The sequence below is a fragment of the Denitromonas ohlonensis genome (genome assembly GCF_007625205.1).
GTDB classification, from domain to species: Bacteria; Pseudomonadota; Gammaproteobacteria; order Burkholderiales; family Rhodocyclaceae; genus Nitrogeniibacter; species Nitrogeniibacter ohlonensis.
The window spans coordinates 74,787-91,336 of sequence record NZ_VMNI01000016.1 but is presented as its reverse complement, the minus strand read 5'-3'; the positions used below and the strand labels follow the sequence as shown (position 1 = coordinate 91,336).

14 protein-coding genes are annotated in these 16,550 nt (G+C 63.2%); 7 read left to right on the top strand and 7 right to left on the bottom strand.

Features of this window, described 5'->3' with window-relative positions:
- Positions 1 to 21 precede the first annotated feature (21 nt).
- Complete coding sequence (locus tag FHP89_RS21420; protein WP_449240222.1) at positions 22 to 276, top strand: phage integrase N-terminal SAM-like domain-containing protein; 255 nt, start codon at positions 22 to 24, stop codon at positions 274 to 276.
- Positions 277 to 419: 143 nt separating this feature from the next.
- On the top strand, positions 420 to 527 hold the full coding sequence (locus tag FHP89_RS21415; RefSeq protein WP_449240221.1) for a hypothetical protein: 108 nt from the start codon (positions 420 to 422) through the stop codon (positions 525 to 527).
- A 268-nt stretch (positions 528 to 795) separates the two neighbouring features.
- On the opposite strand, the gene purL is transcribed toward FHP89_RS21415, so the two are convergent.
- Entirely contained in the window at positions 796 to 4,722 is a 3,927-nt protein-coding gene (gene purL, locus FHP89_RS16360; RefSeq protein ID WP_144178738.1) for a phosphoribosylformylglycinamidine synthase, read from the bottom strand.
- Between the two features lie 199 nt (positions 4,723 to 4,921).
- Between purL and FHP89_RS16355 the strand changes: the two genes are divergently transcribed.
- From FHP89_RS16355 to FHP89_RS16335, 5 genes are read left to right on the top strand one after another with little or no spacing between them, the layout of a single operon-like run.
- Positions 4,922 to 5,710 (top strand): phosphatase PAP2 family protein, encoded by a 789-nt coding sequence (locus FHP89_RS16355; protein WP_144178737.1) that lies wholly within the window; start codon positions 4,922 to 4,924, stop codon positions 5,708 to 5,710.
- A complete protein-coding gene (locus tag FHP89_RS16350) occupies positions 5,707 to 6,618 on the top strand; it encodes a lysylphosphatidylglycerol synthase transmembrane domain-containing protein (RefSeq protein WP_144178736.1) in 912 nt (303 codons plus the stop codon). Before FHP89_RS16355 ends, FHP89_RS16350 begins: the two co-directional genes overlap by 4 nt.
- Positions 6,615 to 7,667, top strand: coding sequence for a glycosyltransferase family 2 protein (locus FHP89_RS16345; protein WP_144178735.1), 1,053 nt, complete (start codon positions 6,615 to 6,617; stop codon positions 7,665 to 7,667). Before FHP89_RS16350 ends, FHP89_RS16345 begins: the two co-directional genes overlap by 4 nt.
- Positions 7,664 to 9,211, top strand: coding sequence for an ArnT family glycosyltransferase (locus FHP89_RS16340; protein WP_144178734.1), 1,548 nt, complete (start codon positions 7,664 to 7,666; stop codon positions 9,209 to 9,211). Before FHP89_RS16345 ends, FHP89_RS16340 begins: the two co-directional genes overlap by 4 nt.
- Complete coding sequence (locus FHP89_RS16335; protein ID WP_144178733.1) at positions 9,208 to 10,659, top strand: glycosyltransferase family 39 protein; 1,452 nt, start codon at positions 9,208 to 9,210, stop codon at positions 10,657 to 10,659. Before FHP89_RS16340 ends, FHP89_RS16335 begins: the two co-directional genes overlap by 4 nt.
- A 54-nt stretch (positions 10,660 to 10,713) precedes the next feature.
- On the opposite strand, the gene FHP89_RS16330 is transcribed toward FHP89_RS16335, so the two are convergent.
- From FHP89_RS16330 to ppsA, 6 genes are all read right to left on the bottom strand, one after another.
- The gene (locus FHP89_RS16330; RefSeq protein ID WP_144178732.1) at positions 10,714 to 11,571 is read right to left on the bottom strand and encodes an SPFH domain-containing protein; all 858 of its coding nucleotides are present in this window, start codon (positions 11,569 to 11,571) and stop codon (positions 10,714 to 10,716) included.
- A 9-nt stretch (positions 11,572 to 11,580) separates the two neighbouring features.
- On the bottom strand, positions 11,581 to 12,033 hold the full coding sequence (locus FHP89_RS16325) for an NfeD family protein (RefSeq protein ID WP_144178731.1): 453 nt from the start codon (positions 12,031 to 12,033) through the stop codon (positions 11,581 to 11,583).
- Between the two features lie 25 nt (positions 12,034 to 12,058).
- Positions 12,059 to 12,517 carry a bactofilin family protein gene (locus tag FHP89_RS16320; RefSeq protein WP_144178730.1) on the bottom strand — a complete coding sequence of 153 codons (459 nt, stop codon included), beginning with the start codon at positions 12,515 to 12,517 and terminating at the stop codon, positions 12,059 to 12,061.
- Positions 12,518 to 12,593: 76 nt separating this feature from the next.
- Complete coding sequence (locus FHP89_RS16315; protein WP_144178729.1) at positions 12,594 to 12,956, bottom strand: hypothetical protein; 363 nt, start codon at positions 12,954 to 12,956, stop codon at positions 12,594 to 12,596.
- Between the two features lie 12 nt (positions 12,957 to 12,968).
- On the bottom strand, positions 12,969 to 13,736 hold the full coding sequence (locus tag FHP89_RS16310) for a M23 family metallopeptidase (RefSeq protein WP_260851642.1): 768 nt from the start codon (positions 13,734 to 13,736) through the stop codon (positions 12,969 to 12,971).
- Between the two features lie 375 nt (positions 13,737 to 14,111).
- Entirely contained in the window at positions 14,112 to 16,478 is a 2,367-nt protein-coding gene (gene ppsA / locus FHP89_RS16305; RefSeq protein WP_144178727.1) for a phosphoenolpyruvate synthase, read from the bottom strand.
- Between the last annotated feature and the right edge of the window lie 72 nt (positions 16,479 to 16,550).

Genomic DNA, 16,550 nt, shown 5'->3' with positions numbered 1-16,550 from the left:
TCCCCTGCCTCTGCCCCGCGTTTGCTCGAAGTCGTTCGGGCTCGAATCCGGCTGAAGCACTACAGCATCCGTACGGAAAGAGCTTATCTAGGATGGATCAGACGGTACATCATTTTCCATGGAAAGCGCCACCCTCGCGACATGGGAAAACAGGAGCTGGAGGCCTTCCTGAGCGCGTTGGCGGTTGAGCGGAATGTCAGCGCGGCCACGCAGAGACAGGCTCTGTCTGCTCTGTTGTTTCTGTACCGCGACGTTCTCGAACTACCGTTCCCGTAACTTGACGATGTGGTTCGAGCAAAGAAGCCCAGACGCCTGCCTACGGTGCTGACTCGGGATGAAGTGGCTGCAGTCCGCGGAGCCATCGGCGACCCTGAAATCGGCGTGGTGATTTGCTTTAATCGGGCTATGACATCCGGACGGTGCAGGAGCTGCTGGGGCATTCGGATGTGGCGACGACGATGATTTATACCCATGTGCTCAACAAAGGCGGCCGAGGCGTGGTGAGCCCGCTCGATCGTGTGGGTTGAGGTGGCGATGGTGGGCAGCGCGTTGCCTCCCCTGCTTCGGGTTTGTTGTGTGATCGCGCTGGGGTGACGGGTTGAATTCCTGCGAATTCCGACAGCGCGGAATGACGCATGTGACGGGCGGATAAGCGAATCGCATCCGCTGGAACAAGGCCCCGACGAGGCACCGATGGCGGATGCGCCTGTGGCTTATCCACCCTACTTGCATTATGAAAAACGGAGCCCTGATTCGGCTCCGTTTTTGTTTGCTGCTTGTGTTACCTGCGTGCCATCAACCAACCCAGTGGCGGGCGTTGCGGAACATGCGCATCCAGGGTGAGTCTTCGCCGCTGCCGGCCGGGCACCACGACATTTGGGTGCTGCGGTGGGTGCGTTCGGGGTGCGGCATCATGATGGTGAAGCGGCCGTCGTCGGTGGTGACGCCGGTGATGCCTTCGGGCGAGCCGTTGGGGTTGAAGGGGTAGCGCTCGGCGGCTTCGCCGTGGTGGTCGATGAAGCGCACGGCGCGGATGACGCTGTCTTTGTCACCAACCTTGAACACGGCCTGTCCCTCACCGTGCGAGACGATGATGGGCATGCGGCTGCCGGCCATGCCGTCGAAGAAGATGGACGGGTTGTCGAGGATTTCGACCTGGCTGAAGCGCGCTTCGAACTGCTCGCTGCGGTTGCGGTGGAAGGTGGGCCAGTGCTGGGCGCCGGGGATGATGGGCGCGAGGTGCGACATCATCTGGCAGCCGTTGCACACGCCGAGGGCGAAGGTGTCGTCGCGGCCAAAGAAGGCTTCGAAGGCGTCGCGCAGTTTGGCGTTGAACAGGATGGACTTGGCCCAGCCCTGCCCGGCGCCGAGCACGTCGCCGTACGAGAAACCACCGCAGGCGGCGACGCCTTTGAAGTCGGCCAGCGCGAAGCGACCGTTCTGCAGGTCTGACATGTGCACGTCGAAGGGGTCGAACCCGGCGCGGGCGAAGGCGGCGGCCATTTCGACATGGGAGTTGACGCCTTGCTCGCGCAGGATGGCGATCTTGGGGCGCACGCCGGTGGCGATCATGGGCGCGGCGATGTCTTCATTGGCGTCGAAGCTGAGGCGCACGCTGAGGCCGGGGTCGGTGGCGTCGGCCAGGGCGTCGAATTCTTCTTGCGCGCAGGTGGCGTCGTCGCGCAGGCGGGCGATCTGGTAGCTGGTTTCGGTCCAGGTCTGTTGCAGTTCGATGCGCGGCGCATTGAAGAGCAGCTTGGCGTTGCGCCAGACGCGGATCTCGTCCTTGTCGTTGGGCTCGCCGATGAAGTGATACGACAGCCCGGCGGCGCGCAGCGGCTCGGTAATGCGGTTGCGGTCGCTGCGGCGGATTTGCACCACGGCGCCGAGCTCTTCGGCAAACAGGCCGGCAAAGACCTTATCGTTGAAGCGGCCCTTGAGGGTGTCGGGCTTTTTGTCGAGGCCGTCGACATCGTTCATCCACTCGTCGTAGCAGACGGTGTCGAGCAGCAGCGAGAGGCCGCAATGCGAGGCAAAGGCCATTTCGCATACGGTGGCCCACAGGCCGCCGTCGCTGCGGTCGTGATAGGCGAGCAGCAGGTCGTCCTGACGGAAACGCTGGATGAGCGCGAAAAATTGCTTGAGCTGGGCGGGGTCGACATCGGGCGCGTGCTCGCCGACGCTGTCGTAGACCTGCGCCAGCGCAGAGCCGCCGAGGCGGTTTTTGTTGTTGCCCAGGTCGATGAGGATGAGCTCGGTGTCTTCATGCTCCAGCAGCTGGAGCTGCGGCGTGAGCGCGCGGCGCACGTCTTGCACCGGCGCGAAGGCGGTGACGATGAGCGACAGCGGCGAGACCACTTGTTTGTCTTCACCGCTCTCTTTCCAGGCGGTTTTCATCGACAGCGAGTCTTTGCCCACCGGGATCGACAGGCCTGCGCGCTGGCAGAACTGCGACACGGTGGTGACGGTGTCGAACAGGTGGGCGTCTTCGCCGCGGTGGCCAGCGGCGGCCATCCAGTTAGCGGAGAGCTTGATCTGCTTGATGTCGGCAATGTCGGCGGCGGCCACGTTGGTGATCGCCTCGCCAACCGCCATACGGCCACTGGCCGGGGCGTCGACGCAGGCCAGCGCGGTGCGCTCGCCCATGGCGAAGGCTTCGCCCTTGTCGCCGTGAAAGCTCATGGACGTCACCGCTACGTCGGCCACCGGTACTTGCCACGGGCCGACCATCTGGTCGCGCGCGGTGAGGCCGCCCACGCTGCGGTCGCCAATGGTGATGAGGAAGTTCTTGGAGGCGACGGCCGGCAGGCGCAGCACGCGGCGGCAGGCGTCGGCGAGTTCGACATCGGTGACATCGAAGGGCGGCAGGAACACGCCCCGACGCGAGACATTGCGCGTCATTTTGGGCGGCTTGCCGAGCAGCACCGACATGGCCATGTCGACCGGCTTGTTGTCGAACTGGCGGTCGGTCACGGTGAGCTGACCGTCGTCGGTGGCCACGCCCACCACGGCAAACGGGCAGCGCTCGCGCTCGCAGATGGCGCGGAAGCCGTCCAGCGACTCGGGGGCGATGGCCAGCACGTAGCGCTCTTGCGACTCGTTGCTCCAGATCTCGCGCGGGCTCATGCCCGGCTCTTCGATGTGGATTTCGCGCAGTTCAAATTTGGCGCCGAGGTCGGCCGAATCGGCCAGCTCGGGCATGGCGTTGGAGATGCCGCCGGCGCCGACGTCGTGAATCGACAGGATCGGGTTGGCTTCGCCCTGCTGCCAGCAACGGTCGATGACTTCCTGGCAGCGGCGCTGGATTTCGGGGTTGCCGCGTTGCACCGAGGCAAAGTCGAGGTCGGCCGCGTTGGTGCCGGTGGCCATGCTGGAGGCCGCGCCGCCGCCGAGGCCGATGAGCATGCCCGGGCCGCCGAGCTGGATCATCAGCGTGCCGGGGGCGAACTTGATCTTGAATGATTGCTCGGCCTGGATGCTGCCCAAACCGCCGGCGATCATGATCGGCTTGTGATAGCCGCGCACTTCGCCCTGCACTTCTTGCTCAAAGCTGCGGAAGTAGCCGGCGAGGTTGGGACGACCGAATTCGTTGTTGAAGGCGGCGGCGCCGATCGGGCCCTCGATCATGATGTCGAGCGCCGAGGCGATGCGGTCGGGCCGGCCATAGGGCTTTTCCCAGGGCTGTTCAAAGCCGGGGATGGCGAGGTTGGACACCGAGAAGCCGGCCAGACCGGCCTTGGGTCGCGAGCCGCGCCCGGTGGCGCCTTCGTCGCGGATTTCGCCGCCGGCACCGGTGGCCGCGCCCGGGAAGGGCGAAATCGCTGTCGGGTGGTTGTGGGTTTCGACCTTGGCGAGGATGTGCTGCGTTTCGGTGCGGAACTGCCACTGACCGTCGGCACTCGGGTAGAGCGCATCGACCGACGCGCCTTCGATCACCGAGGCGTTGTCGGAGTAAGCCACCACGGTGCCTTCGGGCTGGGCCTTGTGAGTCTCGCGGATCATGCCGAACAGGGTTTTTTCTTCAGGGCGGCCGTCAATCACCCAGTCGGCGTTGAAGATCTTGTGGCGGCAGTGTTCGGAGTTGGCCTGGGCGAACATCATCAGCTCGACGTCGGTCGGGTTGCGGCCGATACGGGCGAAGTTGTCGACCAGGTAATCGATTTCGTCGTCCGACAGCGCCAGGCCGAGTTCGCGGTTGGCCACTTCGAGCGCACTGCGACCGGCGCCGAGAATGTCGACACTGGTGAGCGGTTGCGGGCTGTAGTGGTGGAACAGCGCCTCGGCGGCCTCGGTGGTGTCGAGCACCGATTCGGTCATCCGGTCGTGCAGCAGCGGAAGCACCTTGTCGCGCTGAAGCCCCAACCCGCCCTTGGCCATTATGGTGTAGGCAATGCCGCGCTCGATGCGCACCACGGCGTCAAAGCCGCACTGGTGGGCGATGTCGGTGGCCTTGGACGACCACGGCGAGATCGTGCCCAGACGCGGCGTGACCAGAATCAGCTCGCCTTCGGGCGGCGCGTCGTCGGACGGATGCGCGCCGAGCAAGTCCACCAGTCGGCTCATGGCGACGTCGTCCAGCGCAGCATTCAGCTCAATGAAATACTGAAACTCGGCATGGACACCATGAAAGCGCGAAATGACGCGGCCGAGGGTGTCGGCGAGGCGGGTCTGGCGGGGTGCCGACAGCGCTGATGCGCCGCGGAGAGTGAGGATTTCAGTCATGTGATCGGCGGGGACAGGCAGAGGTGAATTGCGTCGCGCCCACGGGCGGCGGCCGGCGAAAAAACGAAGGCAGAATTATACCTGAGCCACGCGCCGCTTACGGGTGACGATGGCCTACCACACGGCGACAGGCACCCCGACGGGCTCGCGTTCGGTTGCTTAGGCTAGAATTCGCCTTTTAGTCCGACCGCGATTGTCCATGACCTCTTCCCTGGCGCCCGCGCCGCTCTCGCCCGGCTGGTGCATCGCTCCGCCGCTGGTGTTTGCGCTGTCTGCCGCCGGGGTGATGGTCAGCGACGCGAACACCCCGGCATTCATCGCCATCAACCACTGGACGCGCGCCCTGCCCGACGGCCTGTGGGCGACGATCACCGATACCGCGAGTGTGCTCTCGGTGGGCGCCTTGCTGGCGCTGTGTTTAAGCCGCGCGCCGCGCGCGGTGGTGGCGACCGTGATGGCCTGGCCGGTGGGCATTGTGGTGATCCGCGGTCTCAAGGCGCTGATCGACGCGCCCCGGCCGCAAGAGCTTTTGCCGGCCGACGCGCTGCACCAGATCGGCGTCACGCTGTCGGGCTACAGCTTTCCCTCCGGCCATACGGCCACCGCATTTACCGTGATTGCCGCGCTGATGCTGAGCACGCCAGCGTGTCGGCGCGCCCTGCCGGCACTGGCACTGCTTGCCCTCGGCGCGCTGGTGGCCGTGTCGCGCATTGCTGTGGGCGCGCACTGGCCGGGCGATGTGCTCGCCGGTGCGGCGGCGGGCTGGCTGTGTGCGGTGGTTGGCGTGCTGCTGACGCAGCGCTGGGCGCTGTGGCAGTCGCGCCGGGCGATGCTGGTGTTGAGCGTTGCCGGGGTTGCGGTGTGTCTGGCGCGGGTGTTTTTTGCCACGGGCTATCCGCAGGCGCAGCTATGGTCGACGATGCTCGGCCTGGCCGGGCTGGTCGCCGCTGGCGTGGCGCTCAAGCACACGATGGCGAGTACCGCATGAAGCGCGCACTGGCGGTTATTCTCACTCTGGCGTTGGTGGCGTGGTTTGTGGCCGAGGGCCAGTGGTCGGCCCTGGGTGAGTTGATCCAGAACACCCCGATCAGCGCGCTGGCCATCGCCGCCGCTGGCTTCGCCCTGAGCTACGCGCTGCGCGCCCTGCGCGTGTGGGACGAATTTCGTCACGATGCGGCCGGTCGCTTCGGCACCTGCCTGCGCATCGTGCTAATACATAACGCAATGGTGAATATCGTGCCGTTTCGCGGTGGCGAGGCGGCTTTCCCGATTCTGCTGGGTCGCAACTTTGGCACGCCGCTCGGCCGGGCCGTCGCGTCGCTGGTGTGGTTCCGCCTGCAGGATGCATTTGTGGTCATGGCGCTGGCGCTGGCCGTGTGGCCGGGCTTGCCGGTCTGGTTGCGCGCTGGCGGCATTTTGGCGGTGGTCGCCACGGCGTTTGTGCTGCCACGCTGGGCACGACGCACGCATGCCTGGCATGAAGGCGGCCGCTGGCAGGCGCGCTTTGGCAAGCTGCGCAACGCCTTTGCCGAATCCACACGCCATGCGCGTTTCGGCTGGCTATGGACGATCGCCAACTGGTCGGTCAAACTGGCGGCCCAGGCATGGTTGCTGTCGGTGCTGCTTGGCGCGTCCGCCCTGATCGGCGCGGCCGGCGCGCTGGGCGCCGAACTGGCCGCGATCCTGCCGGTGCAAGGCGTGGCGGGTTTTGGCACCTATGAAGCCGGGGCGGCGGCGGCGCTGCTGCCCAATGGCATTGATTTTGAAACCGGGCTGCAAGTGGCGCTTGCCCTGCATCTCTTCGTTATCGCGTGTTCGAGTATCGCCGGCGCCCTCGCCTGGCTGGCCGGCCTGAGCATGCAATCTGCACCCAAACAAGGCATTGACCGTCAATGAACACTTCTCCGCTGCCGCACGCTGAACCGCGCATCCCCGACAACCTGCCCAAGCACCGGCTGTCGGTGGTGGTGCCCATGTACAACGAGGCGGAAAACGTCGAGCCGCTGCTCGAACGCATCCACCTCGCACTGGGCCCCTACCCCTGGCCCTGGGAAGTGGTGCTGGTCGACGACGGCAGCTCGGACGGCACGCCGAATGAGCTCGAGCGCTGCGCCAAGAAATACGGCCCCCATGTGCGCGTGGTGGTGCTGGTGCGCAACTTCAAGCAGACCGCTGCCATGCAGGCCGGCCTCGACGCGGCGCGCGGCACCGTCATCGCCACCATGGACGGCGATTTGCAGAACGATCCGATCGACATCCCGCGCATGGCGGGCCGCCTGCTGACCGAAGACCTCGATCTGGTCGCCGGCTGGCGCAAGGACCGACAAGACGGCCTGTGGCTGCGCAAGATTCCGTCGCGCATCGCCAACCGCCTGATCGCCCGCCTGACCGGCGTGCAGCTAAAGGACTACGGTTGCAGCCTGAAGGTTTTCCGCGCCAGCGCGATCAAGAACGTACGCCTGTATGGCGAGATGCACCGCTTCATCCCCGCCTGGCTGGCCACGGTCACCACCCCGAAGCGCATTGCGCAGGAAGTGGTGGCGCACCACGCGCGGGTGTTCGGGCAATCCAAATACGGCATTTCGCGCACCTTCCGCGTGGTGCTCGATCTGGTGTTTGTGTACTTCTTCATGCGCTACCGCACCCGGCCGGGCCACTTCTTCGGTGGTATCGGCATCGCACTCGGCGGCGTGGGCGGCCTGATCCTGACCTATCTGATGGCACTCAAGGTTTTCTTCGGTGAGTCGATCGGTACCCGGCCGCTGCTGTTCGGTGGCTTCTTCCTGGTCATTGCCGGAATCCAGATGGTGACCTCGGGCGTGCTGGCCGAGTTGCTGGCGCGGGTGTATTTCGAGTCGGGCATCACCAAGCCCTACCTCGCTCGCCCGACTAAGGAGCTGTCGGACGCCGCCGGCTGGGCGCAAACCCCCGAGCACCACGAATGAGCGACACGAACGCCCACCCACGCCGGCTCATCGGCTGGCTGGTCTTCCTCCTGCCGCTGATCAGCTACCTGGCCTTTCTCGGCAGCTACCCGCTGTTCGACGTGGACGAAGGGGCGTTCTCCGAAGCCACGCGCGAAATGTTCGAGCGCGGCGACTTCTTGTCGACCTATCTCGACGGCGAGCATCGCTTCGACAAACCCATCCTGATCTACTGGCTGCAAGCCGCGGCCTATTGGGTGCTGGGGCCGAGCGAATGGGCGTTCCGCCTGCCCTCGGCGCTGGCCGCCATCGGCTGGAGCTACGCGACCTGGAAGTTTGCCCGCGAGCGCTTCGGCGCACAGACCGCGCTGGCCGCCTTGCTGGTGGTCAGCACCGCCATCGGCCCCTTTGCCATTGGCCGCGCCGCCACCGCCGACGCCCTGCTCAACCTGTGGCTCGCGCTGGCGCTGTTCGACGCCTGGCGACATCTTGAGTCCGGCCGTCGCGCGCCGCTGTTACGCACCTATGTGTGGATCGGCCTGGGCGTGCTCACCAAAGGCCCGATCGCGATCATCGTGCCGATTGCGGTCACCTTCCTGTTCTGCGCCAGTCGCCAGCAGTGGCGCACCTGGATCAAGGCCATCAGCGACCCGATCGGCTGGGCTTTGCTGATCGTGCTGGTGGTGCCCTGGTATGCCGCAGCGCTGGGCATCCATGGCCAGAAATTCATTGACGGTTTCATCTTCAAGCACAACGTCAAGCGCTTCACCGGCACGCTCGAAGGCCACGCCGGCAGCATGTTCTATTACGTGCTGGCCGTGCCGCTGCTGCTGTTGCCGTGGACCGGCCCGCTGTTCGCTGCCTGCCGCCAGATCCGCAAGGACATGGCCACCGGCGTGCGTCGCTACCTGTGGATCTGGGCGGCGTTTGTGGTGGTGTTTTTCAGCCTGTCCGGCACCAAGCTGCCGCACTACGCGCTGTATGGCGCGACGCCGCTGTTTTTGCTGATCGCCGCGCACCGCTTTGATCATGGTCGCACCTGGGCGCATGCCATCGCGCCAACCATCCTGTTCGCCCTGTTCGTCATTGCGCCATCGCTGCTCGGCTTCCTGTCGGAGAGCAATGCCGGCAATCCGTTCTACCGCGCACAACTGTCGCGCGCCATGGATCTGGCCGGCTGGCCTTACTACGCCGTCACGCTCGGTGCGCTGGTGCTGTGGCTGGCGCTGCTTACCAGCAAGGCAACCGGCACCTGGCGGAAAATGGCCGTGGCCGCGGTGCTGCAGATCGCCGTACTCACCAGCACCGTCGTGCCCTATCTTGGCGACGTGCTGCAAGGCCCGGTTCGCGACGCCGGCCTGCATGCCCACGCGCTCGGCGAATCGGCGGTTCGGATGCGCTTCGACGCCCCGAGCTTCAGCGTGTATGCGCAATCGCCGACGCCTTCGCGCGTGCCGGTTGCGGGTGAGCTGGTCATCACGCGCATCGACCGCGTGCCCGAGACAGGCTTTGACACCGTGTTTGCCGAAGGTGGCGTCGTGCTGCTGCGGAAAAAGGCCGAATGAACAACGCCCAATCCTTCCGCCTGCTGCTGCTTGTGGCGGTGGTGCTCACCGGGTACCGCGCCTGGATCATCGGGCATCTGGGCATCGATCCGTATGTCGACGAGGCCTACTACTGGGGCTGGTCGCAAGCGCTGGATTGGGGCTACTACTCCAAGCCGCCGCTGATCGCCGGCATGATCGCAGCCTCCGAAGCCCTGCTCGGCCACACACTATTGGCCCTCAAACTGCCCGGGCTGCTGTGCTATCCACTTACCGCGCTGGTGCTTCACGCACTGGGCGCGCGCATGTTCACGGCACGCGTCGGATTCTGGTCAGCACTGGCCTTCCTGACCCTGCCGCTGGTATCGACATTGGGGCTGTTTGTCTCTACCGACGCGCCCCTGCTGCTGTTCTGGGCGCTTGGCATCTACGGCGTTGTCGCCGCGCGCGACACCCATGCCTGGCGACACTGGTTGCTGGTGGGGCTGGCCTTCGGGCTGGGCATGATGTCCAAGTACACCATGATCGCGTTTGCGGGCTCTGCACTGCTCGTACTGCTGGCCGAGCCCGGCGGGCGCCGTCAGTTGCTGAGCATCAAGCCCTGGGCGGCCTTTGCGCTGGGCCTGGCAGTCTTCGCGCCGAACGTATGGTGGAACGTGGCCAATGATTTCCCCACCTTCCGTCATACGGCCGAAATTACTCGCCTGGACTCCCGGAGCTGGGCGCCGGGCGAATTTGTGGAGTTCATCGGTGCGCAGTGGCTGTCCTTCGGCCCCCTGCTCACGCTTGGCTTGCTGTGGGCTTTTTTGCGCACCCGGCGACTGTGGCGCGAGGACCGTTATCGTCGCTTGCTGCTCTTCGTACTGCCCTTGCTGCTGCTGGTGTCGTTTCAAGCGTTGACCGGGCGCGCCAACGGCAACTGGGCGGCGCCCATCTTTGTTGCCGGTTGTGTGCTCGTGATCGCCTTTCTGGCCGAATCTGGCCGTTGGCGCTTTGCCGTCAGCGCCGTGGTGCTCAACCTCGCGCTCGGCCTGGTGGTGTATCACTGGCCCGACATTACCCGGGTTGTCGGCGTTGAACTGACGGTCAAGAACGATCCCTACAAGCGGGCCCGTGGCTGGTCAGCACTGGCCGATCAGGTTGCCCCGGTGCTGGCCCAACACCCCGGCGCCGTAATCGTTGCGAAAGATCGCGAATTGCTCGCGCAGGTGATCTACCGACTGGAGCCGCCGCTTTACGCCAGCTGGAACCCGAACGGCGGCGTGGCGGATCACTACCAGCTCACGACCGACCTCAATCGCTATCGCGATCAGCCGGTGCTGTTTCTGTCGCGTACGGCGCAGATCGACGATGTGGCCAGCCGCTTCGATTCGGTCACTGCACTCGGCGAGGTCTCGGTGTCGATCCACCGCAATTTTGAGCGGCGCCTCACCCTGTATCTGCTGACCGGTTTCCGCGGCTACCCATAAAAACCAAGGCGGCCCGCAGGCCGCCTTGATTGCTTTCGTTTTGCGTTGTGCGTCTTAGCGGGCGACTTTGCCAAACAGGCCTTTGACCGCCTCCTGAATATCCGCCGGCAAAATCACCGTCTTCGCATTGTCGGACTGGCTCAGGTCGCGCATGGCGGCGACGTACTTTTCACCCAGCACAAACTGCAATGGCACCGGGTTGTCTCCCACGGCATTTGCCACACGGCGGATTGCCTCGGCCGAGGCTTCGGCCAGCATCACCTGTGCGCTGGCGTCGCGCTTGGCGGCTTCAAGACGCGCTTCGGCTTCGAGCACGGCAGATTGCTTGGCTCCTTCGGAACGGGTCACCATCGCCTTGCGCTCACGCTCGGCGGCAGCCTGCATTTCCATGGCTTTTTGCATGGAGGCCGACGGGTTGATGTCCTGAATTTCAACCGACTTGACGGTCAGACCCCAATCGACCGCCTCGTCGGCGATGCTCTCACGCAGCCGGGCCTTGATCTTGTCGCGCGACGAGAGCGCCTCATCCAGATCCATTTCGCCCAGAATCGAACGCAGCGTGGTCATGATCAGGTTGCGGATGGCTTCGCCGAAATCGGTCACGCCATACACGGCTTTGACCGGGTCAGTCACTTTCACGAAGGCTACCGCGTTGGTCAGGATCACCGCGTTGTCGCGGGTGATGACCTCCTGCTCCTGAACGTCAAGGATCAGATCCTTGGTCACCAGCTTGTAAGCGACATTGTCCAGGTAGGGAATGATGATATTGAGGCCGGGGATGATCGTGCCGTGGTATTTGCCAAGGCGCTCGACAATCCACTCCTCACCCTGCGGAACAATCCTCACCCCTTTGGCGATGGTGATGATCACGAAGATCAACACCGCGATCATGACGATCAAAACGTCTGGCATGCTATTCCCTTAGTGATGTTTGATGACGTTAACGTAACTACCTTCAACCGACAGCACACGCACGCGCTCACCCGAGGCGATGGTGTCTTCGGCCCGGCATTCCCACTGCTCGGCCCCAAGAACGGGCTTCTGGAAACGCACCTGGCCGGGCTGAAAGGGCGCAACCGGCGTGGTCAGCAGGCCGACCTCGCCGATCACCGTGCCGCCAGCCCGACCGATCCGGGTTTTGTGTTGATCGGTGCGGAACACGCGAAACCACAACACCGTCAGCCCCACCGACGCAACCGTCCACAGCAACAACTGAACCGTCAGCGACAGGGCCGGCGCAACGAGCAACAGCAAGCCGACCAGGACTGCGCCCAGGCCGAACCAGATAACAAAAAATGCGGGGATGGCCAGTTCGGCGAGCATCAAGACGATGCCCACGACCAGCCAGTGCCACCAGGTGGGCACAAATTCCATGGAAGTCCTTTAAAGCAGCGTTTGCTTAGTCTTTTTTGCCAGACGCTGCGGCAACGGGCGCCGCCGTCGGGGTGCTGCCCAGTTTGACGACCTTGGTGCCTGCATCCGGCTCTTCGAGCTTCTCGAGTTTGCCGTCCACCGAGGCGCCGCAATCCATCTGCAACTGGCTGTAGCTGATGTTGCCAGTCACGCGCGCCTTGGGCTGAAGCTCCAGAAAGTGCGAGACCGTCACATCGCCGATGATTGTGCCATTAATGACCGCATCATGCGTTCGAACGCTGCCTTCAATGCAACCGCGCTCGCTCAGGACAAGCAAGCCGCGCTCGTCGCCCTTGTTGATGACGTTGCCTTCAATTCGGCCATCCACGCGCAGGCCGTCAGAAAAAATCACATCACCGACAATCTCGACATTATCCGCAATCAAACTGGACAACTTGTTGATTTCAATAGACTTAGCGTTGTCTGATTTTTTCTTGCCAAACATGGGAAATTCTCCTCGGATGCGGGGGCGCACAAAGTTCGGTGCGTCATTGCGATGCACTTAAAGCAGATTGGAAAGTTTACGGCTTTTTCTGGGCGTTCTTGAAGAATGCCAACTCGTCACCCAGGCGGCTGATTTCCGCGGAACGGGCGCTCAGTTCCTTTTCGAGTTCGGCGCGCGTGGCTTGCTCGACGCTGAGGTTCATCCGCTGCAATTCGAGCTCGTCGCGAAGTTTGGCGTTTTCACGCTCGAGTTCAGCGACTCGGTCAGTAGCGGGGATGAGTTGCGCTTCAAAGTACTGCAGGCCGGCATAAGCAGCGCTGCCAATCAGAACGATCAGCAGTAACGGCGTCCAGTTGCGTCGCTGCTGCTTCTCCGTCGCCAGAACAAAGGCGTCGTTCGACAGATCGCGTGTTTCGGATTTGCGACGAAACCAGGTCACGGGGCGTCGGCGTCAGGAGCCGGCGAGGTAATGCACCGGATCCACAAACTCGCCGTTTTCCAGAATTTCGAAATGCAGGTGCGGGCCGGTCGAACGGCCGGTTGAACCGACCGTTGCGATTTTCTGACCCGGCGTGACCACATCGCCTTCTTTCACATAGAGCTTTGAGGCATGCGCATAGCGCGTGACCAAGCCATTGCCGTGGTCGATTTCCACCTTGTTTCCATACTCACGGTGATAGCCGGCTTCAATGACCTTGCCGCCTGCGCTGGCGCGAATCGGGGTGCCCGATGGTGCAGCAAAGTCTTGACCACTATGGAAGGCACGACGTCCGGTAAACGGATCGTAGCGGTTCCCAAACACCGAACTGCGACGGCCCTCGGTGACCGGCGGACGGCTGGGGAAAATCATGTAGGACAATTTGCGTGTCGATGCGCGCTCATCAATGGACGAGAGCACCTGATCAAGACGCGCGAGTTCGTCTTCGAGCTGATCCAGACCGGTTTGCGCCGAGCTGAAGTCGAAGGCCTGCTTGCGTAGAAAGGCTTCGCCAATCGGCGGAATCATGGGGCCGCCCGCGGGGCCGGTTTTGGCAACACCCGGCGCAGCGCTGCCTTTGAGGCGACGCTCGAAGGCGTTGAGCACACCCACGCGATTGGCGAGGGTCTTGGCATCGGATTCAAGACGGAACAGGCGGCCAGTGAGTTCGCCGAGGCGGTCGATCACGAATTTGTCTTCGGGCGCGTCGATACTGACCGCAGCCTCATCGACTGTCGCCACAAGGATTGGCTCCGGCGGCTCAACGAGCCGCGTGCCGAGCCAAATGCCGCTCGCAAGCGTTAGCAATATTGCAGCCGAGACGCCCAGCAAAAAAGTCCGCCCACTAACCGTGCGGACCTTGGACTGGGTCAGCGCCTTGGCGGAGAGAATGACGAAGGCCATTCGTTTCCACTCCGTCGAGTCTGTCTGATTCGCTACTGATGGAAAAGCCCATCGAGCCGCGTGATCATCCCATATATCGGATCCGACAAAATTGCGTTATCGCAAGATCCTGTCGGAGTCGTAACCGCGAAAGTCTAGCATTGTATCGGCAATAAGCAAGCCGGCTTGAGGGCGTGACTCAACGCCTCAAGCCGGCTTGGGCTAACAACGGACTCAGGCTTTGCGGTGTGCAGCCAGCTTGAGCCAGGTATCGACGACCGTATCGGGATTCAGCGAAATGGTCTGAATGCCTTCATCCATGAGCCATTCGGCGAAGTCGGCGTGGTCCGACGGCCCTTGTCCGCAGATGCCAACGTATTTTCCGAGGCGGTTGGCCGCCTGGATGGCCATCGACAACAACTGCTTGACCGCCGGATCGCGTTCGTCAAACGCGTGCGCCACCAGACCCGAGTCGCGGTCCAGACCGAGCGTGAGCTGGGTCAGGTCGTTCGAGCCAATCGAGAAGCCATCGAACACCTCGAGGAACTGCTCGGCGAGCAGTGCGTTGGACGGGATCTCGCACATCATGATGAGCTTGAGATCGTTCACGCCGCGCTCAAGGCCGTTTTCAGCCAGGAGTTCAACAACCTCGCGCGCCTCTTCAACGTTGCGCACGAATGGCACCATGAGCTGGACGTTGGTCAGGCCGAGCACATCGCGCACGCGCTTCATGGCGATGCATTCGAGCTCGAAGCAGTCGCGGAAGCTGTGGGAGATGTAGCGCGACGCACCACGGAAGCCCAGCATCGGGTTTTCTTCTTCCGGCTCGTAGATTTCGCCACCGAGCAGCTTGCGGTATTCGTTGGACTTGAAGTCGGACAGACGCACGATGACGGGCTTCGGGTAGAAGGCGGCGGCGATGACGGCAACGCCTTCGACCAGCTTCTCGACAAAGAACTCGCGCGGCGTTTCGTAGCCACGCGAGCGGCGCAGGATCTCCTGACGCAGCCCGGCGGGCACCTGATCAAGCTCCAGGATGGCCTTGGGGTGGATGCCGATCATGTTGTTGATGACGAATTCCAGGCGGGCCAGACCAACGCCTTCGTTCGGAATCTGGGCAAATTCGAAAGCCAGCTCGGGGTTGCCGACGTTCATCATGACCTTGACCGGAATCTCCGGCAGATTGCCGGTGTCGGTGGTGATGACTTCAAAGTCGAGCTTGCCGCGATACACGTAGCCGGTGTCGCCTTCGGCGCAGGACGCGGTGACCGAATCGCCTTCGTGCAGCAGTTCGGTGGCGTTGCCGCAACCGACAATGGCCGGGATGCCCAGTTCGCGCGCGATGATGGCGGCGTGGCAGGTGCGACCGCCGCGGTTGGTGACGATGGCGCTGGCGCGCTTCATGACCGGTTCCCAGTTGGGATCGGTCATGTCGGTCACCAGTACGTCACCGGGCTGTACGCGGTTCATTTCGGCGGCATCGCGGATCACCTTGACCGGGCCCACACCGATGCGCTGGCCGATCGCGCGGCCGTGCGTCAGTGCCTTGCCATATTGCTTGAGGCGGTATTTCTCCAGCACATGGCCGGACTGCTGGCTCTTCACCGTTTCGGGGCGCGCCTGCAGGATGTAGAGCTTGCCGTCTTCGCCGTCCTTGCCCCACTCGATGTCCATCGGGCGACCGTAGTGTTCTTCGATGATGACGGCGTAGCGCGCCAGTTCGAGCACATCGGTGTCGCTCAGCGAGAAGCGATTGCGATCGGCTTCTTCGACATCCAGGGTCTGGACCGACTTGCCCGCGACGGACTTGTCGGTGAACACCATCTTGATCAGCTTGGAGCCCAGGTTGCGACGCACCACGGCCGGGCGGCCTTGTGCCAGGGTGGGCTTGTGCACATAGAACTCGTCCGGGTTCACGGCGCCCTGCACCACCGTCTCACCCAGACCGTACGAGGCGGTGATGAACACCACGTCCTTGAAGCCGGATTCGGTATCGAGCGAGAACATCACGCCCGAGGTGCCGGTGTCGGAGCGCACCATGCGCTGCACGCCGGCCGACAAGGCGACATCGGCGTGTGCGTAACCTTTGTGAACGCGATAGGCGATGGCGCGATCGTTATACAGCGACGCAAAGACTTCCTTGATCGCGTGCAGGATGTTGTCGTAACCGTGGATGTTCAGGAAGGTTTCCTGCTGGCCGGCAAACGACGCGTCGGGCATGTCTTCAGCCGTTGCGGAAGAGCGAACGGCAAAGCTGCCCTCGCCTTCGGAGGTGATCTTGGCGTAAGCCGCCTTGATTTCTTCTTCGAGCTTGGCCGGGAAGGGCAGATCGACAATCCATTGACGGATCTCGGTGCCGGTCTTGACCAGCGCATCGACATCGTCGACATCCAGCGCATCGAGTGCAGCATTGATCCGATCGACCAGACCTTGATGGGCAAGGAATTCACGATAAGCATCTGCAGTCGTTGCGAAGCCGCCAGGAACACGTACACTGGCGGGTAGCTGGCTGATCATTTCTCCGAGTGAAGCGTTCTTGCCGCCGACATGCTCGACGTCAGACATACGTAGTTCTTCAAACGGGATAACGTAACGGCTCATGGGGCTCTTCCAGAAGGAGTCAGAAAAACTGAAAATCGGAGTTTACAAGGAATTGCTGCCTTGCGGCAAAGA

Excerpts from the sequence above, each read along its gene's own strand:
- purL (WP_144178738.1), bottom strand. The coding sequence starts at position 4,722 with ATGACTGAAATCCTCACTCTCCGCGGCGCATCAGCGCTGTCGGCACCC.
- FHP89_RS16355 (WP_144178737.1), top strand. The coding sequence starts at position 4,922 with ATGACCTCTTCCCTGGCGCCCGCGCCGCTCTCGCCCGGCTGGTGCATC.
- FHP89_RS16350 (WP_144178736.1), top strand. The coding sequence starts at position 5,707 with ATGAAGCGCGCACTGGCGGTTATTCTCACTCTGGCGTTGGTGGCGTGG.
- FHP89_RS16345 (WP_144178735.1), top strand. The coding sequence starts at position 6,615 with ATGAACACTTCTCCGCTGCCGCACGCTGAACCGCGCATCCCCGACAAC.
- FHP89_RS16340 (WP_144178734.1), top strand. The coding sequence starts at position 7,664 with ATGAGCGACACGAACGCCCACCCACGCCGGCTCATCGGCTGGCTGGTC.
- FHP89_RS16335 (WP_144178733.1), top strand. The coding sequence starts at position 9,208 with ATGAACAACGCCCAATCCTTCCGCCTGCTGCTGCTTGTGGCGGTGGTG.
- FHP89_RS16330 (WP_144178732.1), bottom strand. The coding sequence starts at position 11,571 with ATGCCAGACGTTTTGATCGTCATGATCGCGGTGTTGATCTTCGTGATC.
- FHP89_RS16325 (WP_144178731.1), bottom strand. The coding sequence starts at position 12,033 with ATGGAATTTGTGCCCACCTGGTGGCACTGGCTGGTCGTGGGCATCGTC.
- FHP89_RS16320 (WP_144178730.1), bottom strand. The coding sequence starts at position 12,517 with ATGTTTGGCAAGAAAAAATCAGACAACGCTAAGTCTATTGAAATCAAC.
- ppsA (WP_144178727.1), bottom strand. The coding sequence starts at position 16,478 with ATGAGCCGTTACGTTATCCCGTTTGAAGAACTACGTATGTCTGACGTC.